Source organism: Serinicoccus shuyuelongi (assembly GCF_045032955.1).
Lineage (GTDB): Bacteria > Actinomycetota > Actinomycetes > Actinomycetales > Dermatophilaceae > Ornithinicoccus.
In genome coordinates, this window is sequence record NZ_JBJFZU010000005.1 from 97,911 (window position 1) to 119,254 (window position 21,344).

Consider the following 21,344-nt stretch of genomic DNA (forward strand, 5'->3'; position numbering starts at 1 on the left):
CCGACCGGCCGGGACCGTGACTCTCAGCCGGTAGAAGGACCTCGTAGCCGCACGGTGAACCGCACAGCGGTCCCGTGCGGCTCTGTCGTCTTCCAGGTGATCTCCCCACGCAGGTCGGTGATCAGCGCCTCCACGATCTGGGTCCCCAGGCCGGAACGCACCACCCCCGGCTCGGCCGGGGCGAACCCGTGCCCGTTGTCGCGGACGGTGACCTCCAGCAGGTCCTGCCCCTGCTGACGGTCCCGGTGCGCCCCCACCAGCACCTCCGGGGAGAAGTCGGGGTCCCGGGGTCCGCCCTCCTCGAAGCCGTGCTCGACCGCGTTGTGCACCAGCTCGGCCAGGATCATCGCCAGGTGGGTCGCGTCCTCGGGCCGCAGCCAGCCGAAGGACCCCTCCACCGCGGTGGTCACCACCGCCTGCGTCGAGGCGACCTCCACGGTGGCGCGGAGCAGCCGCACAGCGACGTCGTCGAAGTCCACCCGCTCCGAGAACCCCTCGCTGAGGGTCTCGTGCACCAGGGCCACCGTCGCCAGCCGACGGCCGGCCTCGGCGAGCGCCTCCTGGGCCTTGGGGTCGTCCAGCCGACGGGATTGCAGGCGCAGCAGCGCGGCCACCGTCTGCAGGTTGTTCTTGACCCGGTGGTGGATCTCCCGGATCGTCGCCTCCTTGCTCAGCAGCTCCCGCTCCCGGCGGCGGATCTCGCTCACGTCGCGCAGCAGCAGCAGGGCCCCGACCCGCGCCCCACCCCGCATGAGCGGCACCGAGCGCATCGTCAGGTTGATCGCGCCGGCCTCGATCTCGGTCCCCCACGGTGCCCGGCCGGTGAGCACCAGCGGCATCGTCTCGTCCACGGTGGTCCCCGGCACCAGGCTCGCCGTGACGATCTCGGAGAGGTCGGCACCGCTGACGTGGTCCGTGTGCCCCAGCCGGCGCAGCGCCGAGACCGCGTTCGGGCTGGCGTAGTCGATGACACCCTCGGCGGTCAGCCGGACCACCCCGTCACCCACCCGGGGGGTGCCACGGCCGACGCCCGTCGCCACGTTGTCCATCGGGAAGGCGCCCTCGCCGATCATGCTGAACAGCTGCTGGCTGATCTGCAGGTAGTTCACCTCGAGACCGCCCTGCTGGCGCATGTTCTGCAGGTCGGTGTGCCGCACCAGCACCGCGATCGGCCGCCCGGCGCGCACCACCGGGACGTACTGCTCCCGGACGTAGCCGACCTCCTCCGGGGTCACCGAACGACCACTGGCCAGCACCTGGCTCAGCCAGGACTGCCGTTCGGCGCTGGGCGCCTGACCGATCACGTCGTCGTGGTAGAAGTTCGGCCCCGTGGAGGGCCGGGCGTGCGCAGCCAGGAACCACGGCGAGGCGTCCGGGTCGCCCTGGTCGTCCTGCTGCACCGGCAGCCACAGGGTCAGGTCGGCGAACGACAGGTCGGCCAGCATCTGCCAGTCACCGACCAGCCGGTGCACCCAGTCGACGTCGGCACCCGACATGGAGGAACGGTCCAACGTCTCCCGGAGAAAGGCCACGAGCCGATTGTCGCAAAGGTCAGTTCGCCGAGCCCTGCCGGACCAGCCCGCGCAGGGTCCGCAACGCCACCGACAGCGGCGCCAGGTCCGGCTCCTCCATCCCGCTGACGGTGCGCAGCACCTGGCTGGTCCGCGCCAGCGCCTCTCGCTGCTCGGCCATCCAGTCGTGCACCCGGCCCTGCGGGTCCTCGGGGTTCGCCGGGGTCCGCTCCACCACCGTGCGGGCCAGCCCGCGCATGACCCCGTAGAGGTCGTCACGCAGCGCGCCACGGGCCAACGAGGCCCACCGGTCCTCCCGGGGCAGGTGCGAGACGTGGGTCAGCAGGTCGTCGACCCGGAACGACTCGGACACCGCGAAGTAGACCTGGGCCACCTCGGTCACGTCACCGTCGAGCTCCCCGGCCAGCTCGACGATGTCGAGCAGCGAGTAGCTGTCCAGCAGCGAGGCATACACCTCCGCGACGTCCTCCGGTATGCCCTGCTCGCGGGCCCAGCGGGAGCGCTCGGCCCAGCGCTCACGCTCCTGGCCCTGGAGCAGCTCCCCCAGCCGGGGCACCAGGTCCTGCACCGGCCCGGCGAAGCGGGCGATCTCCTCGTCCATCCCGGTCGAGAGCGACCGGTTGTTGAGGTACCAGCGCACCGAACGGTCCAGCAGCCGCCGCATCTCCAGGTAGAGCTCGGTCTGGGCGTCGGTGGACACCACGTTGTCCAGCTGCTCCACCGCCGCGGTGAACCCGGCGAGGTCGAAGACTGAGCGGGCGACGTGGAACGCCCGGGCGATCTGGGCCACCGTGGCGCCGGTCTCCTCCTCGGCCCGGAAGGCGAAGGACACCCCGCCCCGGTTGACCATCGCGTTCGCGATCTCGTTGACGACGATCTGCTGCCGCAGCGGGTGCTGGCGGATCTGCTCCTCGGCCCGCTCGCGCAGCGGCTCCGGGAAGTACTCCATCAGGGTGCGGACCAGGGCCGGGTCGTCGGCCAGCTCGGTCTCGGCCAGGGCCTGCTTCAGCCCGAGCTTGGAGTAGGCCACCAGGACCGAGAACTCCGGGCTGGTCAGACCGGTCCCGGCCCGCTCCCGCCGGGCCCACTCCGACTCGTCCGGCAGGAACTCCAGCGCGGGGTCCAGCCCGGCGTGCTCGCCCAGGTGCCGGATCAGCCGCTGGTGCACGGTCACCATCACCTCGCGCTGGTGCCGGCCGTTGCCGATGAGCACGTTCTGGTCGTAGTTGTGCCGCAGCACCTTGCGGGCGACCTCGTCGGTCATCGAGGCCAGCAGCTCGTCCCGGGCCTCCAGGGTCATCTCGCCGTCCTGCACGAGCGGCGTGAGGGCGATCTTGATGTTGACCTCGTGGTCGGAGGTGTCCACCCCGGCTGAGTTGTCGATCGCGTCGGTGTTCACGTGCACCCCGTGCGCGGCCGCCTCGATCCGTCCGCTCTGGGACAGCCCGAGGTTGCCGCCCTCACCGACCACCCGGACCCGTAGCTGGGAGCCGTCGACCCGGATCGGGTCGTTGGCCCGGTCGCCGATCTCGGCGTCCGACTCGGTCGAGGCCTTGACGTAGGTTCCGATGCCGCCGTTCCACAGCAGGTCCGCCGGGGCGGTCAGGATGCCGCGCAGCAGCTCGTGCGGGGCCATCTTGGTGGTGCCCTCCGGCAGCCCCAGCCGCTGCCGCACCTTGGCGCTCACCGGGATCGACTTCTGGGTGCGCGGGTACACCCCGCCGCCCTCGCTGATCAGCGAGGCGTCGTAGTCCTCCCAGGTCGAGCGGGGGAGCTCGAAGAGACGCTGCCGCTCGGCGTAGGAGGCGGCCGCGTCCGGGTCGGGGTCCAGGAAGATGTGGCGGTGGTCGAAGGCCGCGACCAGGCGGATGTGCTCGGAGAGCAGCATCCCGTTGCCGAAGACGTCACCGCTCATGTCACCGACACCGACGACGGTGAAGTCCTCGCTCTGGGTGTCCAGCCCCAGCTCCCGGAAGTGGCGCTTCACCGACTCCCAGGCACCCTTGGCGGTGATGCCCATGCCCTTGTGGTCGTAGCCGGCGGACCCGCCCGACGCGAAGGCGTCGTCGAGCCAGAACCCGTAGTCGCGGGCCACCCCGTTGGCGATGTCGGAGAAGGTCGCCGTGCCCTTGTCGGCGGCCACCACCAGGTAGGGGTCGTCGCCGTCGTGCCGGACGACCCGCTCGGGCACCACGACACTCCCGCCGACCCGGTTGTCGGTGACGTCGAGCATCCCGCTGATGAAGGTCCGGTATGCCGCCTTCCCCTCCGCCAGCCATCCCTCCCGGTCGGTCCCGGGGTCCGGCAGCTGCTTGGGGAAGAACGCCCCCTTCGACCCGGTGGGCACGATGACGGCGTTCTTGACCATCTGTGCCTTGACCAGGCCGAGCACCTCGGTCCGGAAGTCCTCACGGCGGTCGCTCCAGCGCAGCCCGCCGCGCGCGACCGAGCCGAACCGCAGGTGGCTGCCCTCGACCCGGGGCGCGTAGACCCAGATCTCGAAGGCCGGGCGCGGCTCGGGGAGCAGGTCCAGCTGCCCGGGGAGCAGCTTCAGGCTGACCCAGGCCTTGGGTCGGCCGTCGGCGTCGCGCTGGTAGAAGTTCGTCCGCAGCGCCGCCAGCACCACGTCACCCAGCCCCCGCAGGATCCGGTCCTGGTCCAGGCTCGCCACCTCGTCCAGGCCGAGCGTCAGCGTCTCCGCGGCCTCCCGGACGGCGGCTGCGCGCTCCTCCTCGTCCTGGTCGGCGTCGGGGTCGAAACGGGCCTCGAAGAGCTCGATCAGTGCCCACGCGATCCGCGGGTTGCTGGTCAACGCCTCCTCCAGGTAGTCGAGGCTGAAGGTGCCGACCTGTCGCAGGTAGCGCACCAGGGTCCGCAGGATGACGACCCGGCGCCAGTCCAGGTCGGCGGTCAGCACCAGGGAGTTCAGCGTGTCCGACTCTGCGTCCCCTCCCCAGACCGCCGTGAACGCGTCCTCGAAGGCGGCGGCGACCTGCTCCTCGGTGCGGTGCTCGCCGCCGGACCACACGGCCTCGTCCGCGGCCCGCAGCGCGAAGTCGTAGATGTAGTCCGTCTCCCCGTCCCGTCCCTGCAGCTCGTAGGGACGCTGGACCGTCACCTCCAGGCCCAGGTGCGCGAAGACCGGGAGCACGTGGGTCAACGACATCGGCTCCGCCCGGTAGACCTTGAGCCTCCGCTCCCCCGGCCTGTCCTCGGTGGCGCGGTAGACGTGCGGCCGGGCGGAGGCCCGGCTGCCGTGCAGCTCGCCGAGACGCAGCAGGTCGGTGTAGGCGGCGGCCCCGTCGAAGTCCTCCTTGTAGGCCTCCGGGAAGGCGTCGGCGTAACGGGCCACGAGGTCGCCGGTGGCGCCCTCGTCGTCCACGTGCTCGGCGACCGCGTCGCCCAGGCTCTCCACCCAGGTGCGGGTGACGGCCGCGACCCGCCGCTGCAGGTCCGCAGTGTCCACCTCGTCGGCAGCGCGGCCGGCGGGCAGGGTGATGACGAAGTGCAGCTGGGCCAGCGGGCCGTCCCCGATGCGGGTCGCGTAGTCGGCCAGCTCGCCGCCGTAGACCTCCTCCAGCAGGTGCTGGACCCGCAGCCGGTTCGTGGTGTTGTAACGGTCCCGCGGCAGGTAGACGAGGGCGCTCACGAAGCGTCCGAACTCGTCGATCCGGGGGTAGATCCTGGCGGCCGGGCGCTCGATCAGCCGCACCACGTCGAGTGCGGTCCGGGAGAGCACCTCGACCGGGGCCTGGAACAGCTCGTCCCGCGGGTATGCCTCGAGCACGCTCAGCAGGTCCTTGCCCGAGTGGCTGTCCGGGGTGAACCCCGAGTTCTCGAGCACCTCGCGGACCTTGGCCCCCACGATCGGCAACCGGGTGGTGGACTCGGCGTAGGCGCTCTGGGTGAACAGCCCGAGGAAGCGGTGCTCCCCGATGACGGCGCCCGACTCGTCGAAGCGACGGACCCCGATGTAGTCCAGCGGGACGGTGCGGTGCACGGTCGCCCGGCTGTTGGCCTTGGTCACCGCCAGCAGGATCGGCTCCCGTGCCGAGTCGGCCGCCTGCGGCCGCAGCACCTTCGTCCCGGTGCCGGTCCCGCCTCCGTCGGCTGCGCCGCCCCCCGCCCCCTCGGGGTCGCGCAGGATCCCCAGCCCGCTGCCGGGGACCGTCCTCAGCGCCAGTCCCTCGTCGGTCTCGACCAGGTCGTAGCACCGGTAGCCGAGGTAGGTGTAGTGGTGGTCGTCGATCCAGGTGAGGAAGTCGACGGCGGACTGCACCTGCTGGGCGTCGACGCTGCGGGGAGGGCTGATCTCCAGCTCGTCGACGAGTGCGCGTGCGCGCTGACGCATCCGGCCCCAGTCGTCGCAGGCCCGCCGGACGTCGCCCAGCACCCGCTCCAGCCCGGCCCGCAGGGACTCACGGTCGTCCAGGTCCGGGACCCGGTCCACCTCGACATGGATCCAGGACTCCAGCCGCTGGCCGTCCCCGACCCGTTGCGCCGAGACGTCCAGCACGTGTCCGCCGGCTTCGTCCACCACCAGCTGCGGGTGCAGCAGCTGCTGCACCGAGAGCCCGTGACGGGCGATCTCGCCGAGCACGGAGTCCACCAGGAAGGGCATGTCGTCGGTGACCACCTGGACCGCGGTCTGCCGGCTGGTCCAGCCGCCCTGCTCCATGGTGGGGTTCAGCACCCTGATCGCCGCCGTGCCCGCGGCCCTGCCCGTGGACAGCTCGGCCATCGACCGCGCCATGGCGGACAGCTGGTCCGGCTCACGGTCAGCCAGCTCGGCCGGGGCCCGGTGCTGGTAGAAGCGGTCGGTCAGCGTGTCTGTGGACACCATCGGAAAGGGCTCTCCTCGGGTCGAACGGCCGGGGCGCACGCCGCTGTGCGCTGCCGCTCAGACTACCCGGCTGGGGACGAGCGCGGCGGGGGCGCACCGACCCGGCCTACAGTGATGACCATGCCTCGCCCGCACGGCCCCGCCGGTGCGCCGACCGACGTCCCGGCGACCTCCTCCGGCGCTGCCCTGCTGCACGCGGTGGACGAGCTGGCCGGGCTGGCCCCGGATTTGGGCTGGTCGGAGGCGAGCGGGGTCACCGAGGCCCTCCTGGACGGCCTGGCGCACCGGCTGGCCGACGCCGCGACGGACCGGGAGGAACCGCGCCCCCTGCCGCTCGTGGTCGGGGCGATCGGCGAGCCGGACCGCCCTCCGGACCACGCGTCCTGCCGGGCCGCGTCGGCGCGGCTGAGGGCCCTGTCCCCGCTGCTGACGGCCGACCCGCGGCCGTGGGCGGCCGAGGGCGGCACGATCATGGTCGAGCTGGGGGACCTCCTGGACCACCTGGCCGAGCGGACCCGTCGCGCGGGGCTGACCCGTTCCGACAAGGGGGTCGTGCTCCGCCGCCTGCACGCCCTGCAGCGGCGTCTGCGCGGCTGAGCCGACCCCGAGGTCGTAGCGTGTGCCCATGAAGATCACCGAGACGGTCACCCACCCGGCGGACCCGCAGCGCACCTTCGAGATGCTGACCGACCACGGCTACCAGGTGCTGCGCTGCGAGCGTTCCGGCGCGGTCGACCAGACCGTCACCATCGAGACGTCGACCGACGGCGTGACCACGGTGGTGACCCAGCGGCACATGTCCAGCGACGACATCCAGGGCCTGCCCGACGTCGCCAAGAGGGTCGTCGGACCCCAGCTGCTCGTCGTGGAGACCGTGCGCTGGGGCTCACCGGACGCCGACGGGGACCGCGAGGGGGCGATGAGCCTGGAGCTGCCCGGGGTCCCGGTGAGCTTTACCGGCGGCGTGCACCTGCGACGCACCCCCGACCCCGGGGTCACCTCGCACGTGGTGGACGGCGAGCTGGAGGCCAGCATCCCCTTCCTCGGCCGTCGGATCGAGCAGATGGTCGGTGCCCAGATCCACCAGGTGGTGCAGCTCGAGGAGCAGGTCGCCCGGGAGTGGCTCGGGAACCACTGACCCGGGCGACCGGCGCGGGTGCTCAGCCCATGTGCGGGTAGCGGTAGTCCGTCGGCGGGACGAAGGTCTCCTTGATGACGCGGGTGTTCACCCAGCGCTGCAGGTTGGCCGGGGACCCCGCCTTGTCGTTGGTCCCCGACGCCCTGGCCCCGCCGAAGGGCTGCTGGCCCACGACGGCGCCGGTCGGCTTGTCGTTGATGTAGAAGTTGCCGGCCGCGAACCGCAGCCGCTCGACCGCCTGGCCGACAGCGGCACGGTCCTGCGCGATCACCGCACCGGTCAGCGCGTAGGGCGCCACCGACTCCATCTGGTCCAGCATCGAGGACCACTGGTCGTCAGGGTAGACGTGCACCGTGAGGATCGGGCCGAAGTACTCGGTGCTGAGCATCTCGTGCGCCGGGTCCTGGACCACCGCGAGGGTGGGGCGGACGAAGTAGCCGACCGCGTCGTCGTAGCTGCCACCCGCGACGACCTCGACCTTGTCGTCACGGTGGGCCCGGTCGATGACGTCCTTGTGCTTGGCGAAGGCGCGCTCGTCGATGACCGCCCCCATGAAGTTGGAGAAGTCCCGCACGTCACCGACCTGGATGCCCTCGATCGTCTGGGCGATCTCGTCGCGGATCTGCGCCCAGACCGAGGCCGGGACGTAGGCCCGCGAGGCCGCGGAGCACTTCTGCCCCTGGAACTCGTAGGCGCCGCGCACCATCGCCGTCCGCAGCACGTCGAGGTCGGCGCTCGGGTGGGCCACGATGAAGTCCTTGCCCCCGGTCTCGCCGACGATGCGTGGGTAGGAACGGTAGGTCGACAGGCCGGTGCCGATCTCCCGCCAGAGCATGTTGAAGACGGCGGTCGACCCGGTGAAGTGGACACCGGCGAGGTCCGGGCTCGCCAGCACCGCCTCGGAGATCGCCGGGCCGGTGCCGGTGACCATGTTGATCACCCCCGGGGGCAGCCCGGCCGCCGCGAGCAGCTCCATCATGACGCTGGCCGCCCGCTGCTGGGTGGTGGCCGGCTTCCAGACGACGGTGTTGCCCATCAGCGCCGGTGCCGTCGGCAGGTTGCCGCCGATCGCGGTGAAGTTGAACGGGGTGACGGCGTAGACGAAACCTTCCAGCGGACGCTGGTCGATCCGGTTCCAGGTGCCCGGCGAGTTGCGGATGGGCTGCTCGGTCAGCAGTTCCCGGCCGTAGTGCACGTTGAAGCGCCAGAAGTCGGCGAGCTCGCAGGCCGCGTCGATCTCGGCCTGGGTCGCGGTCTTGCTCTGGCCCAGCATGGTCGCCGCGTTCATCCGGGCCCGCCAGGGGCCGGTGAGCAGGTCGGCGGCCTTGAGGAAGACGGAGGCCCGCTCCTCGTAGGACATCCTTCGCCAGGCGACGCCGGCCTCCAGCGACGCCGCGATGGCCGCGTTCGCGTCCTTCTTGGTGCCGTCCCGCAAGGTGCCCAGCACCTCCGCATGGGCGTGCGGCTGCACCACCTCGATGGCCGAACCACCCCCGGTCACCCGTTCCCCGCCGATGACGTGGGGCAGGTCCACGGGAGAGGCCGCCATCTCCGCGAGGGCGGCCTCCAGGGAGCCCCGCTCGGGGCTGCCGGGGGCGTAGTCCAGCACCGGCTCGTTGTACGGGCTGGGCACGTCGACGATGGCATCCATCATGAGTCCTTCTCTGTCGGTCCACGGTGGTCGTGGGTGGGCTGTCCGGAGGCGGCGAGCGCCAGGTCGAGGACCAGGTCGAGCTCGGTGGTGTCGAACCAGGACAGCTCGAGCTCCAGGTCCTGGTCCGGTCCAGGCAGGGCGCGGGGGTCACCCGTCACGACGTCGTCGCCCAGGTAGAGCGCGGCGACGCGAGGGAGGGTCAGACCGGACACCTGCACCCAGGGCCCGTCCCCGGGCGTCACGTCCGCACCCTCCAGGTCGGCGGCGACGAGCACCACCGGGGCGCCGTCCGCGACGAGACGCTCCGCGGCCACCTGCGCGACCGCGTGCTCCGCCTCCTCCTCCTCGAGGTCCTGCGCCGTCGCGCGGACCGCGTCGGTGACGGCGGTGGCCGTGAGCGGGCCGGTCAGGGACCGCTCCCGGCGCAGTTCCGCGAGCTGGTCGGGACCCAGCGGTAGGTAGCACCGCACCGTCTGCATACCGGCCTCCTCGTCGACGTCCTCGCGTCCCTCGGCGTCGCCGCCCAGGGAGCCTCCCGTCCCATCGTCGCAGACCTGCGGCGTCCGCCGGGACAGGGCGTCCGGCTCAGCCCCGGCGCGTGAACCGGGACAGCCACCGACGCCGCGGACGTCGGTCCCGCAGCTCCTGCCCACGCACCAGCCCCGCCAGCGACCGGAACGAACGCCGCAGCGCACTGTCGGGGCGGACCTCGAGCAACAGCCTGCCGTGCAGCAGGGCCGCGTCCATCGCCTCGTGGTCCTCCGGCATCAGGTGCACCCGTTCGGCACCGGCGAACCGGCGCAGCGACTCCCGGATCCGACGCTCGGGCTCCGGACCGACCGGGCCGGGACGGACCCGGGTGACCACCACCTGGCGGGACGCGGCGCTCAGGCCGGGCAGGGCGTCCAGGCACCGCACCAGCCGGTGCAGCCCGACCGGGTCGCCGACCCCGACCACCACGACCCGGTCCGCGGCCTGCAGCGCCGTCAGGGCGGCGCCGTTGCGGCGCGGGGCCCGGGTGTCGAAGGACAGCTCCTCGTCCTGCTCCACCACCGGGGCCACGTCGACCACGACCCTGCGCGCCACCCGGGTGCACTGCTCGAGCACGTCCGCCAGCGAGGCGTCCCGCAGCTCGGGCCACCGGTCGGCGCGGGGCAGCCCGGTCAGGACGCGCAACCCGGGGCGCACCTCGGGGGCCAGCTGCACCAGCAGCTCGGCGTCCAGGCTCCCCTGGTCCGCGGCACGGGCGGCGGCGGCGACCCCGGGCGCCTCGTCCAGCACCGCCAGCCACTGGGCGACGGATGCGGCATAGGTGTCGGCGTCGACCAGGATCACGGGCTCCAGCGGGGTCGCCAGCTCGGCCGCGAGGTTCACCGCCACGGTGGTCCGCCCCGGGCTCCCGTAGGCGCCCCAGACGACGATCACCTCCCCCGGTTCCGGCTCGGCGGGGCCCGCGTCCCCGGAGTCGGTGCCGAGGTCACGGTCAGGGTCGGTGCCGGCGCCGGCGCCGGGATCGCGGTCGGGCTCGGGCCGCGGGGCGGGGTCTCGGTCGCCCGGATCCGTGGGCAGGTCCCCCGACGTCCCCATGCCGGCATCCTCGCCCCGGTCCGGCTGCCCCCCGCCCTGCACCTGCGTGACCTGCGGGAACGACGCCTCGGCCTGACGGATGAAGGGGTGCCGTCCGGGCGCCTCGCCCTCGCCCCCGGACTCCAGCCCGGCCAGGGCCGCGTCCAGCTCCGCCGCGGAGACCTCCGAGCCGACGACCACCCGGACCCCCCAGCGCCGCAGCCGGCGGGCACCGTCCTCGTCCCCGGGCGGGCGCACCCCGACCACGTGCACCCCGGCCTCCTGCAGCGCCGCCACCACCTCCCGGTCCAGCCCGCGCAGGTCGCTGGAGACCAGGGCGACCCGGGCCAGCCCGGCCCGGGCGACGCCCACCAGCTCGACGACGTCGGCGCAGCGCCGGACGACGTGCACCCGTCCCGAGGTCCCGAGCACGGTCACCAGGGCGCTCTCCCACCGGGGCGCCACCCCGGTCACCAGCGGCCAGGTCACCCCGGCGGCTCCTGCGCGGCCCGCGGGGCGGGCACCAGGGTGATCCGCGCCTCCTGGTCGACCACGGCGATCACCTCCCCCACCGTGTCGGCGGGCACCACCACGGCGACCGCCACCCTGCCGAGCGTGGAGCCCAGACCGGTCCCCTGGTCCGAGACCCGGTCCACCACGGCACCGGACAGCAGCAGCTCCGGGTCCAGGTATGCCTCGCCGACCGCGTCCGTGTCCCGTCGGCTCACCCAGACGTCCACCACCGATCCGGTGCCCAGGCCTGCCACCGCCGTGCCGTCCACGAGCACGTTCACCGTCTTGTCCAGGGCCTGGCGCTGCGTCCCCAGCGCACCGGCGGGGACCAGCTCACCGGCGGGCACGCCGCGCAGCAGGTAGGTGCCGGGCGCCAGCGCCGTGTCCGCGTCGAGGTAGTGCACCAGCGGGTCACCCATCCGGACCGGCACCGGGACCAGGTCCCCGTCCTGCACGGGCTGGCCGGGCAGCAGGTCCCGCGCGGCGGCATACACCGGTGTGGTGTCGTCGAGGGACCCCACCAGCCGTGCCCCACCGGCGACCGAGAGCAGCACCAGCAGCACCCCGCCGACCAGCCGCAGGTCGCGCCACCCCGGACGTTCCAGCCTCCGCGCCAGCCGCGGCGCGGACCCGCCGGCAGGCACCCCGTCGCGGTCCGATGTCACCCGTCCCACCGAGGACCCCCTTCGTCCGCTCGACCTGCCCTACCGCACCGTAGCGCTGGTCGTCAGGTCCGTGCCAGCCTGTCCACAGGCCGCCCGGCGCCGGCCGACGACTGGGTAGGCTCGGCACAGCACCGCACGACCGGCACCGAGGAGAGGGGTGGGCCATGAGCCCGGCACGCTTCCTGACGCTGACCGATGTCTCCGAGACGCTCAACGTCTCGTTGTCGCAGGTCAAGGCACTGGTCCGGTCGGGCGAGCTGGCCGGTGTCAAGCTCGGCGGCCGTGGGGTCTGGCGGGTGGAGGCCTCGGAGCTGGAGTCCTACATCCAGCGCATGTACGAGCAGACCCGCGCCACCATCGCGCAGGGGACCGGCACCGACCCCCTGGACTGAGGCGGATCGGGGGCTCCTCGGCCCCGCCTAGAGCCGCAGCACCATCGCCAGGGTGGCATAGGGCACGCTGGTGCGCCCGCGCACGGCCGACTCCCGCCGCGGCTCGTCGTCCGCGTGCCTGCTCAGGTCGAGATGGTCGGCCAGCACCCGGTCGACGGTGCCCTCGAGGTGCTCGCCGTCGATGTCGTGCAGGCGCACCCTGACCCGGTCCCGGCTCAGCGCCCGGAGCGCGTGCCGAATGCCGAGCCGGTGCGTGCGTGCGTCGGTGTCCGCGCGGCCGCTCAGCCCCTCGACGGCGACCAGCGCGTCCTGGCGGCAGAGCGCCTCCCGCCCGGCGACGGCTCCGACCCCGCCGTCCAGGAGCAGCCAGTCCGAGCCCAACCCCACCAGCCGGCCCTCGACCCACCCGACGCCGCGGACGCGCAGCCGCAGGGGCTGCCCGAGGTCGGCGGCCAGGCGGTGCGACAGGGACACCTGCCCGTGCTCGGCCCGGGTGCGTTCGGCGATCTCCGCGGCCTGGTCGGCCCGCTCCAGCGCCGCCTGCTGGGCGGACAGGTCCTCCAGGAGCCGTTGCCACCGCATCCGGTCATCCTGCCAGCCCGGGGGTCGACACGAGGCCGTTCCCCACAGGTCCCCACAGGCCGGGCACCGGATGGTCCACACCCCCGGGCTGTTCGGTCCTGTGCGTCCACACCTGAGGGCGTCCCTTGACGGCAGCGAAGCCGGAGGCATACCGTCGGAAACAGACGCAGACGAACGCAAACGACCGCATTCGACGTCTCGGCGGCCTCCTCAAGACGACCGCCCCGCGAGGCGGCCAGGTCCGGAAGGGGCAGTGATGAGCACATCACCACACGCGGGGCGGGCACCATCAGGGCGGGCGCGATCGGGGCGGACACCCGCCGCCCCTCGCGGTGAGACGGACCCCGCCCTGCACCCGAGGGCGGTCCTCCTCGGGACGGTGGCGACCGCGGTGGCCGGCGTCGGCGCGGCCGCACTGGTCACGGCGTTGTCGGCGACCTGGCCCGGCGACGGCCCGGTCGATCCGGCCGCCGCGCTGACCTCGGTCTGCCTGCTCCTCGCGAGCCTGCTGGTCGGTGGGTTCGGCGCCGTCCTGCTGGCGGCCACCCTCGACCTCGCTCGTGGCCCGCACCACCCGCCGCCGGGCCCAGGACCGGCGCCCGAGAGGCTCCGGGCACGCGCGGTCCGGTGCACCAGCACGCTGCTGGTCGTGGTGGCGGCCGCCCTGGTCCCCGCGACAGCTGCGACGGCGGTGACGACACCCACGGCGATCACGCCACCGACGGCGACGGGCTCAGCCGTGACGCCGCAGGGAGTGACGCCGAGCGCCGACGACGCCGACCTACCGGTGCCGGGGTGGACCCCGACCCCACCGCCCCCGGTGGTGACTCCTCCCGACCCCGGCACCGTCGCCCTGGTCGCGGCGGCGCCCCGGGCGGCGCCCGAGTCGTCCGACCCGGTGGTGGTGCACCGCGGTGACACGCTCTGGTCGATCGCCGCCCGGCACCTGGGCGCCGACGCCACGACGACGGACGTCGCCACCGAGTGGCCCCGCTGGTATGCCGCGAACCGCGACCTGATCGGCGACGACCCCGACCTCATCCGCCCTGGTCAGGAGCTGGTCGTGCCCGCGGACGACGGGCGCCACCGATGAGCGGGCATGGTGCACCACCAAGGGTGCTGCACCTGTCCCCGGCACCCCGGATGGAGCCCGAGGCGGACGGGGCCGACTGGCGTCCCCGCCACGTCGACCGGCCCGCGCAGGGGCACGGCTACGTGCAGGGTGCCTTGGCGGTGGACGTGCGACACGGACCGCAGGACGAGTTCTTCGGCCCGCAGGCCACCGGCACCCACGACCTGCCCAGCGCGCAGGCCTGGGCCCGACGGATGATCCACGCCACCCTGGAGGTCTGCGACGGCAGCCGACCGGCGGACCAGCTGAGCCGGTGGCTCGCACCGGACGTCAAGGACCGGGTCGCCCGCCGCGGCCAGCTCGCACGCCGCCGCGGCCTGCGCCGGCACCGACCACCGGTGGTCCGGACGCTGCTGACCTGCCACCCCGCCGACGGCGTCTGCGAGATCTCGGCGGTGGTGCACACCGAGGGCCGCACCCGGGCCCTGGCGCTACGGATGAGCGGCGTCGACGGCCGCTGGCTCATCACCGCGCTGGAGCTGGGCTGACCGGGCGACAGGCCGGCAGGTCGACCCTCAGCGGGCGCGGTCCGCCTTGCGCCGCTCGGCCCGGTTCCCCGCTGCCCCGGCGTCCTGCGGGTCGACGGCGCTGCCACCCTCCTGATGGGTCCCGTCGGGTCGCACCCGACGCGCCTCGGCCTCGCCGCCCTCGCCGGGCGCGACGAAGGTGAGCTGCTGGGTCGGGGTCGCCAAGGCCTGGGTGGCCTCCGAGGGCTTCACCTCGGCCCGGAACAGGAAGGTGACCGAGTCCTCCTTGATGGCCTCCATGACCGCCTGGAAGAGCTGGTAGCCCTCACGCTGGTACTCCACCAGCGGCTCGCGCTGCGCCATCGCGCGCAGACCGATGCCTTCCTTGAGGTAGTCCATCTCGTAGAGGTGCTCGCGCCACTTGCGGTCCAGCACCTGCAGCACCACGCGCCGCTCGACGTCGCGCATGACCTCCTCGCCGATCTCGGCCTCGCGCTGGTCGTAGGCGTGCTGGGCGTCGCTGGTCAGCTCCTGCACCAGCAGGTCGGTGGTGACCCCGGCGCGGCTGCCGGCCTGGGCCACGACGTCCTCGATGGAGATCCCGATCGGGTACACCTGGCCGAGCTCCTGCCAGAGCGCCTCCAGGTCGATGCCGTCCGCCATCCCGGTCCCACCGGCGACGGTGACGTAGTCGGTCACCACGTCGTTGACGAAGTGACGGACCTGCTCCTGCAGGTCCTCGCCCTCGAGCACCCGGCGCCGCTCGGCGTAGATGACCTCACGCTGGCGGTTGAGGACGTCGTCGTACTTCAGCACGTTCTTCCGGGTCTCGAAGTGCTGCGCCTCGACCTGCGACTGGGCGCTGGCGATCGACCGGGACACCATCTTGGACTCGATCGGGACGTCGTCACTCATCCCGGAGGTGGACATCACCCGGTCCACCATCGCCGCGTTGAACATCCGCATCAGGTCGTCCTGCAACGACAGGTAGAAGCGGGACTCCCCCGGGTCACCCTGACGGCCGGCGCGACCGCGCAGCTGGTTGTCGATCCGGCGCGACTCGTGCCGCTCGGTCCCGAGCACGTACAGCCCGCCGAGCTCGGTCACCTCGTCGTGCTCCGCCTGCACCGACGCCTCGGCCTGGGCCAGGGTCTCGTCCCAGGCCGCCTCGTACTCCTCCGGGGTGTCGTGCGGGTCCAGACCACGCGCCTGCATCGCCGCCACCGCCCGGAACTCCGGGTTGCCACCGAGCATGATGTCGGTGCCTCGACCGGCCATGTTGGTGGAGACGGTGACCGCCGCCTTGCGGCCCGCCTCGGCGACGATGGACGCCTCACGCTCGTGGTGCTTGGCGTTCAGCACCTCGTGCTTGACGCCCCGCCGCCGCAGCTGGTCGGACAGGTACTCCGACTTGGCCACCGAGGTGGTGCCGACCAGCACCGGCTGGCCGGCCCGGTGCCGCTCCGCGATGTCGTCGACCACGGCGCCGAACTTGGCCTCCTCGGTGCGGTACACGAGGTCGGCCTTGTCCTGGCGGACCATCGGCATGTTCGTCGGGATCGAGATGACCCCCACCTGGTAGATCTTGTGCAGCTCGGCGGCCTCGGTCTGCGCGGTACCGGTCATCCCGGCGAGCTTGTCGTACATCCGGAAGTAGTTCTGCAGGGTGACGGTGGCCAGGGTCTGGTTCTCGTTCTTGATGTCGACCCCCTCCTTGGCCTCGATCGCCTGGTGCATGCCCTCGTTGTAGCGGCGCCCGGGAAGGATGCGTCCGGTGTGCTCGTCGACGATCATCACCGACCCGTCCATCACGACGTAGTCCTTGTCGCGGGCGAACAGCTCCTTGGCCTTGATCGCGTTGTTCAGGTACCCGATGAGCGGCGTGTTCGCCGACTCGTACAGGTTGTCGATGCCGAGGTAGTCCTCCACCTTCTCGATGCCCTGCTCCAGGACACCCACCGTCTTCTTCTTCTCGTCCACCTCGTAGTCGCCGGTGGACTCGATCCCGCGCAGCGGGTCCGCCGCCTCGCCCCGCTCCAGCCGGCGCACCAGCTTGGAGAACTCCGTGTACCACTTGGTCGCCTGGTCGGTCGGGCCGGAGATGATCAGCGGGGTCCGCGCCTCGTCGATGAGGATCGAGTCGACCTCGTCCACGATCGCGTAGTTGTGCTCACGCTGGACGAGGTCCTTGAGCGAGCTGGCCATGTTGTCGCGCAGGTAGTCGAAGCCGAACTCGTTGTTGGTGCCGTAGGTGATGTCCAGCGCGTACTGCTCGCGCCGCTGGGCAGGCGTCATCGAGCTCAGGATGCAGCCGGTCTCCAGCCCCAGGGCCCGGTGCACGCGCCCCATCAGCTCGGACTGGTACTGGGCCAGGTAGTCGTTCGTCGTGATGACGTGGACGCCCTTGCCGGCGATCGCGTTCAGGTAGGACGGCAGGGTCGCCACCAGCGTCTTGCCCTCACCGGTGCGCATCTCGGCGACGTTGCCCTGGTGCAACGCGGCGCCACCCATGATCTGCACGTCGAAGTGCCGCTTGCCGATCGTCCGCTTGCCGGCCTCGCGCACCGCGGCGAACGCCTCGGGCATGATCTGGTCCAGCGTCTGGCCGTCGGCCAGCCGGGCGCGGAACCGATCGGTCTCCTCACGCAGCTCGGCGTCGGTCAGCCCTTCGAAGTCCTCCTCGAGGGCGTTGACCTGCTTGGCGATGGTCTCCAGACGGCGAAGGGCGGACTTCTCCCCGGCACGCAGGACTTTCTCGAACAGATTCGGCACCCCCTTAGGCTAACCGCCATGGCGAAGGAAGGTGCAACGGTGGGTGGGCCGGTGCTGGAGGGGGACGGGGTCCGCCTGGTGCCGCCCGGGTCCGGGCATACCGACCTGCTGCTCGCGCTGGGCCACGACGAGCAGTGCCGGCGCTGGGGGGACGCGGTCCCGGTCCGGGACGCGACCTCCGCCCGGTCCTGGGTCCGGGTGGCGCAGGAACGCTGGGACGACCCCGGGCCGTGGACGCCGTGGCAGTGGGTCGCCGAGCTGGCCGACGACGACACTGCCGGTGCCGGTTCCGGGTGGCGTCCCGGCGCGGTGGTGGAGCTGCGCCCCGACGGCCACGGCGCCGCCGAGGTCGGGTATGCCGTGCACCCGGACCTGCGCGGCCGGGCCCTGGCTGCCCGCTCCCTGGACCTCGCCCTCGGGTATGCCTTCGGCACCGGCCTCCGGGTGGCCCGGTGGCGCGCCGAGGCCGGGAACTGGGCCTCCGCCCGGGTCGCCTGGCAGCTGGGTTTCTCCGCCCCGCAGCAGGTGCGGGGGCTGCTGGCCGGCGGCGGGCAGGACGGCGGGGACTGCGGCCCCCGCGACGGCTGGGTCGCGAGCCTGGCGCACGACGAGCCCCGGCGACCGGCCCACCGGTGGCTGGAGGTGCCCGAGCTGCGCGGCGCCGGGGTCCTGCTGCGGGCGTGGCGCGACGACGACGACGACGTGGACAGGGTGGTCCAGGCCTGCACGGACCCCCGGTCGCTGCAGTACCTGCCAGACCTGCCCACGCCCTACGGCCCCGCGCAGGCGCACGGCTACCTGGCGGGCCTACGGCTGGCCGCCGCCCAGGGGTCCGGGATCGGCTGGTGCGTCGCCGACGCGGCGACGGGCCGGGCGTGCGGCAGCCTGGACCTGCGCGGCCTCGACCCTTCGCTCACCGCCGGCGAGCTCGGCTGCTGGACGCACCCGGAGGCACGGGGTCGGGGCCTGATGACCCGGGCGGTCCGCCTCGCCCTGGGGTATGCCCTGGGCCCGGCACCGGACGGGCTGGGGCTGCGCCGGGTCGGCTGGCGGGCCGCGGCGAGCAACACCGCCAGCCGGCGGGTCGCCACCGCCGCCGGTCTGCGCGAGGTGGGGCGGGACCGGGACGGCGAGCGCCTGCGGGACGGCACCGTCGAGGACTTCGTCCGCTACGACGTGCTGGCCGCGGAGATGGGACCCCCCGCCCGGGGGTGAGCGTCGGCCTCGGCCCTCACCCGGGTGGCAGCTCGACCCGCTCCAGACCGAGCCACCCCGCCATCGACTCCAGCTCGGTCATCAGCCGGGGGTCCGCCGCGGCCACGTCGGTGCCCGGCTCCCAGTGCACGGCCCGGGCCACCAGGGCGCCCCGGGCCCGGTCCGCCTTGAGGTCGACCCGGCCGACCAGCAGCTCGTCCAGCAGGAAGGGCAGCACGTAGTAGCCGTGCACCCGGCGGTCCGCCGGGACGTAGATCTCGAGCCGGTAGCGGAAGTCCCACAGCGCCTCGACCCGCTCCCGCTGCCAGACCAGGGAGTCGAAAGGGCTCAGCAGCGCGGCCCCCTCCACCCGCCGGGGGCGGCGCGCCTGCGGGTCGAGGAAGACGGGACGGTCCCATCCTTGGACCCGCACCCGCTCGACCTCCCCCCGCTCCTCCAGCACCGCCAGCGCGCGGTCCACCCGCGGCCCCCTGATGCGGAAGTAGTCCGCCAGGCAGCGCTGGCTGCCGATCCCGTGCGCCCGAACCGCCGTCCGGAGCAGCTCGACCACGGACTCCTGCTCCCCCGGGGCGTCGGGGGCGCCCGGGGCCCTGCCCAGCACCGGCGGGGGCAGCACCCGCTCCGGGGTGGCGTACAGCCGCTCGAACTGGGCGGTCCGGCCGGCGGACGTGATCGCACCGATCTCGAAGAGGCACTCCAGCGAGGTCTTGACGGCGGACCAGTTCCAGCCCCAGTGGTCGCTCGGGCGGTGGGCCGCGTGCGGCATCCGGGCCTCGACCTCTCGGGCGGTCATCGGCCCGTGGTCGGTGACGACGGAGGCGACCGCCTCCAGCAGCCCCGGGTGCTGCTGCTCCAGCGACTCGCGCCAGGCCCTGGTCCGGGGCCGCTCCATCCGGAATCCGAACAACGGCCAGCTCTCCAGCGGGACCAGCGCCGCCTCGTGCGCCCAGTACTCCACCAGCCGCCGCCCGGCCCGGGCCCGCCCCCGCCGGCCGGTGCCGTCCCGGAGCCGGTCCAGCACCGCGGGGTCGTAGGGCCCGAGCCGGGAGAAGAAGGGCAGGTAGTGGCTGCGGGTCAGCACGTTGACGCTGTCCACCTGGACCACCGCCAGCCGCTGGGCCACCGCCGCCAGGTGCCGGGCCCCGGGGGCAGGGGGCCGTGGCCGCCCGAACCCCTGCGCGGCCAGGGCGATCCGCCGGGCCTGCGCCGTGCTGAGCGTGCGCACGCGGCTCACCACGCCACGGGGCACGACACCGTGGTGTCGTGCCCCGTGGCGCTGCCGGGCTGTGCTGCGGAGGTCAGGAGGCCACCGGCTCCTCGTCGGCGCCGGTCTGCCCGGCATCGTCCATGTCCAGCCGGAGCACGCCGTAGGACCAGCCGCGCCGCCGGTAGACGACGCTGGGGCGGTCGTGCTCGGAGTCGTGGAAGAGGAAGAACTCGTGCCCGACGAGCTCCATCTGGTTGAGCGCCTCACCGACGGTCATCGGCACGGAGGCGTGCACCTTCTCGCGGATCTCGATGGGGCTGTTCCCCTCGGTCTGCAGCGCCCGGTCCACCGCCTCCTCGGGGCTGAGGTCCTCGGCCGGCTCCTCCTCGGTCGCGGGCGCCAGCGGCTCGGTGGGCAGGCCGAAGGTCGCCTCGGCCACCGACGGCAGGCGGTGCTTGCCGGTGTGGCTGACCCGCCGCTTGTCGCTGAGCCGGCGCAGCCGCTCGGTGAGCTTGGCCATCGCCAGGTCGAGGGCGGCGTACTCGTCGTCGGCGGCGGCCTCGGCCCGGACCACCGTGCGGTGCACGTAGCAGGTGATCTCGCAGCGCTCGGCCTCCTTGGCCTGGCGCGGGTTCGCCTCGTGCGTGAGCAGCACCTCCGCCCGACGCACGCGCGGGGCCAGCTGCGGGATCTTCTCCAGCTTGTCCTCGATGTGGCGGCGGAACCGCTCGGGGATGTCCTTCTTGCGACCGGTGACGGTGAGTTCCATCAGTCCTCCATGGCGAACGTGGGGTGTGTTGTCCGGCTGTCCGGCGTCAGCGACGACGCCTGCTCTCCTCCGGCCTCACCCCCTCGCTGACGCTCACGAGGTGCTCCATGCAGACACCCTAGTCCGCGCCGACGACCGGCGGTAGAGGACCCGTCGGGTGGCGCGCGGTGGCCGCGACCACGGCCGCCACGACCGGCCCGGAACCGGCCTGCGACAGAGCTCGCGCGCACTCGGCGAGGGTCGAGCCGGTGGTGACCACGTCGTCCACCACCACGCACGGCAGGTCGCGCAGTCCGGTCCGCAGCGGTGCCCGCACGGTGAGGGCACCGGCCAGGTTGCGGGCCCGTTCCGCGGCCGACAGCCCGGCCTGGTCGTGCACCGGGCGGCCCAGCAGCAGGGCGTCGACCACCACCCCGGGACCGAGGGCCGTCCTCGCCAGCTCTCGGACCGGGGCCCGCCCACGGGCCCGGGTGCTGGAACGGGCCGAGGGCGCCGGGACCACCGGCACCGGCCGACCCGCGGCCAGCGCCGCCCGGTGCTCCGGCGACCCGAGGAGCGCTGCGGAGACGGCGGCCGTCAGCACCGTGGAGAGCGGGTGCGTCAGGTCCACCCGGTCGGACTCCTTCCAGGCCACCACCGCGGCGCGGACGACGCCCTGGTATGCCGGACCCGCCCAGGTCGGCGGCATCCCCGGCGGGGTCGGGGTGGGCCACCACCGCCGCGGTGGCGTGGCCCGCAGCACGGCGTCGCAGGCCGGGCACCAGCGCGAGCCCCGGGCCTCGCACCCGCCGCACCCGCTCGGCGCGGCCAGCTCGAGCAGGGCACGCAGGTCGGTCCCCGGGCGCCACGGCATACCCCACCCTGACAGGCCGGGGACGACCACGACGTGGTCGTCCA

The 21,344-nt window shown here is 73.3% G+C and carries 17 protein-coding genes; 6 read left to right on the forward strand and 11 right to left on the reverse strand.

Annotated elements, in window-relative coordinates; translation table 11 throughout:
• Nucleotides 1–23: 23 nt before the first annotated feature.
• Both ACI3EY_RS08250 and ACI3EY_RS08255 read right to left on the reverse strand, forming a co-directional pair.
• A complete protein-coding gene (locus ACI3EY_RS08250) occupies nt 24–1,532 on the reverse strand; it encodes a sensor histidine kinase (RefSeq protein ID WP_405040106.1) in 1,509 nt (502 codons plus the stop codon).
• A gap of 19 nt (nt 1,533–1,551) precedes the next feature.
• Nucleotides 1,552–6,375: an NAD-glutamate dehydrogenase gene (locus ACI3EY_RS08255; RefSeq protein WP_405040107.1), complete on the reverse strand. Its 4,824-nt coding sequence runs from the start codon at nt 6,373–6,375 to the stop codon at nt 1,552–1,554.
• Nucleotides 6,376–6,495: 120 nt separating this feature from the next.
• Between ACI3EY_RS08255 and ACI3EY_RS08260 the strand changes: the two genes are divergently transcribed.
• Nucleotides 6,496–6,972 (forward strand): hypothetical protein, encoded by a 477-nt coding sequence (locus ACI3EY_RS08260; RefSeq protein WP_405038846.1) that lies wholly within the window; start codon nt 6,496–6,498, stop codon nt 6,970–6,972.
• 28 nt (nt 6,973–7,000) lie between these two features.
• The gene (locus tag ACI3EY_RS08265; protein WP_405038847.1) at nt 7,001–7,513 is read left to right on the forward strand and encodes a DUF2505 domain-containing protein; all 513 of its coding nucleotides are present in this window, start codon (nt 7,001–7,003) and stop codon (nt 7,511–7,513) included.
• 22 nt (nt 7,514–7,535) lie between these two features.
• Here ACI3EY_RS08265 and pruA read toward each other — a convergent pair whose 3' ends face one another.
• The 4 genes from pruA to ACI3EY_RS08285 form a co-directional block, all read right to left on the reverse strand.
• Complete coding sequence (gene pruA, locus ACI3EY_RS08270) at nt 7,536–9,164, reverse strand: L-glutamate gamma-semialdehyde dehydrogenase (RefSeq protein ID WP_405040203.1); 1,629 nt, start codon at nt 9,162–9,164, stop codon at nt 7,536–7,538.
• The gene (locus tag ACI3EY_RS08275) at nt 9,164–9,646 is read right to left on the reverse strand and encodes a DUF6912 family protein (protein ID WP_405040108.1); all 483 of its coding nucleotides are present in this window, start codon (nt 9,644–9,646) and stop codon (nt 9,164–9,166) included. The genes pruA and ACI3EY_RS08275 overlap by 1 nt, the downstream gene beginning before the upstream one ends.
• Before the next feature lie 106 nt (nt 9,647–9,752).
• A complete protein-coding gene (locus ACI3EY_RS08280; protein WP_405040109.1) occupies nt 9,753–11,222 on the reverse strand; it encodes an AAA family ATPase in 1,470 nt (489 codons plus the stop codon).
• The gene (locus ACI3EY_RS08285) at nt 11,219–11,911 is read right to left on the reverse strand and encodes a hypothetical protein (protein ID WP_405040110.1); all 693 of its coding nucleotides are present in this window, start codon (nt 11,909–11,911) and stop codon (nt 11,219–11,221) included. Before ACI3EY_RS08285 ends, ACI3EY_RS08280 begins: the two co-directional genes overlap by 4 nt.
• A gap of 164 nt (nt 11,912–12,075) precedes the next feature.
• Between ACI3EY_RS08285 and ACI3EY_RS08290 the strand changes: the two genes are divergently transcribed.
• Nucleotides 12,076–12,303, forward strand: a complete 228-nt coding sequence (locus tag ACI3EY_RS08290; RefSeq protein WP_405038852.1) for a helix-turn-helix domain-containing protein — start codon at nt 12,076–12,078, stop codon at nt 12,301–12,303.
• Nucleotides 12,304–12,330: 27 nt separating this feature from the next.
• On the opposite strand, the gene ACI3EY_RS08295 is transcribed toward ACI3EY_RS08290, so the two are convergent.
• Nucleotides 12,331–12,885, reverse strand: coding sequence for a hypothetical protein (locus tag ACI3EY_RS08295; protein WP_405040111.1), 555 nt, complete (start codon nt 12,883–12,885; stop codon nt 12,331–12,333).
• 256 nt (nt 12,886–13,141) lie between these two features.
• Here ACI3EY_RS08295 and ACI3EY_RS08300 point away from each other — a divergent pair, with 256 nt between their 5' ends.
• Nucleotides 13,142–13,978: a LysM peptidoglycan-binding domain-containing protein gene (locus ACI3EY_RS08300; RefSeq protein ID WP_405040112.1), complete on the forward strand. Its 837-nt coding sequence runs from the start codon at nt 13,142–13,144 to the stop codon at nt 13,976–13,978.
• Nucleotides 13,975–14,505, forward strand: a complete 531-nt coding sequence (locus tag ACI3EY_RS08305; RefSeq protein WP_405038855.1) for an Rv3235 family protein — start codon at nt 13,975–13,977, stop codon at nt 14,503–14,505. Before ACI3EY_RS08300 ends, ACI3EY_RS08305 begins: the two co-directional genes overlap by 4 nt.
• Nucleotides 14,506–14,532: 27 nt before the next feature.
• On the opposite strand, the gene secA is transcribed toward ACI3EY_RS08305, so the two are convergent.
• The gene (gene secA / locus ACI3EY_RS08310; RefSeq protein ID WP_405040113.1) at nt 14,533–17,256 is read right to left on the reverse strand and encodes a preprotein translocase subunit SecA; all 2,724 of its coding nucleotides are present in this window, start codon (nt 17,254–17,256) and stop codon (nt 14,533–14,535) included.
• Nucleotides 17,257–17,274: 18 nt separating this feature from the next.
• On the opposite strand from secA, the gene ACI3EY_RS08315 reads away from it, so the two are divergent.
• On the forward strand, nt 17,275–18,471 hold the full coding sequence (locus ACI3EY_RS08315; RefSeq protein ID WP_405040114.1) for a GNAT family N-acetyltransferase: 1,197 nt from the start codon (nt 17,275–17,277) through the stop codon (nt 18,469–18,471).
• Nucleotides 18,472–18,487: 16 nt separating this feature from the next.
• Here the strand turns inward: ACI3EY_RS08315 and ACI3EY_RS08320 are convergent, their stop codons facing one another.
• The 3 genes from ACI3EY_RS08320 to ACI3EY_RS08330 all read right to left on the reverse strand — a co-directional run bounded on the left by ACI3EY_RS08320 (nt 18,488) and on the right by ACI3EY_RS08330 (nt 21,300).
• Nucleotides 18,488–19,696 carry a winged helix-turn-helix domain-containing protein gene (locus ACI3EY_RS08320; protein WP_405040115.1) on the reverse strand — a complete coding sequence of 403 codons (1,209 nt, stop codon included), beginning with the start codon at nt 19,694–19,696 and terminating at the stop codon, nt 18,488–18,490.
• 73 nt (nt 19,697–19,769) lie between these two features.
• Nucleotides 19,770–20,447, reverse strand: coding sequence for a ribosome hibernation-promoting factor, HPF/YfiA family (hpf, locus tag ACI3EY_RS08325; protein ID WP_405040116.1), 678 nt, complete (start codon nt 20,445–20,447; stop codon nt 19,770–19,772).
• Nucleotides 20,448–20,565: 118 nt separating this feature from the next.
• Nucleotides 20,566–21,300 carry a ComF family protein gene (locus tag ACI3EY_RS08330; RefSeq protein ID WP_405040117.1) on the reverse strand — a complete coding sequence of 245 codons (735 nt, stop codon included), beginning with the start codon at nt 21,298–21,300 and terminating at the stop codon, nt 20,566–20,568.
• Nucleotides 21,301–21,344: the final 44 nt, after the last annotated feature.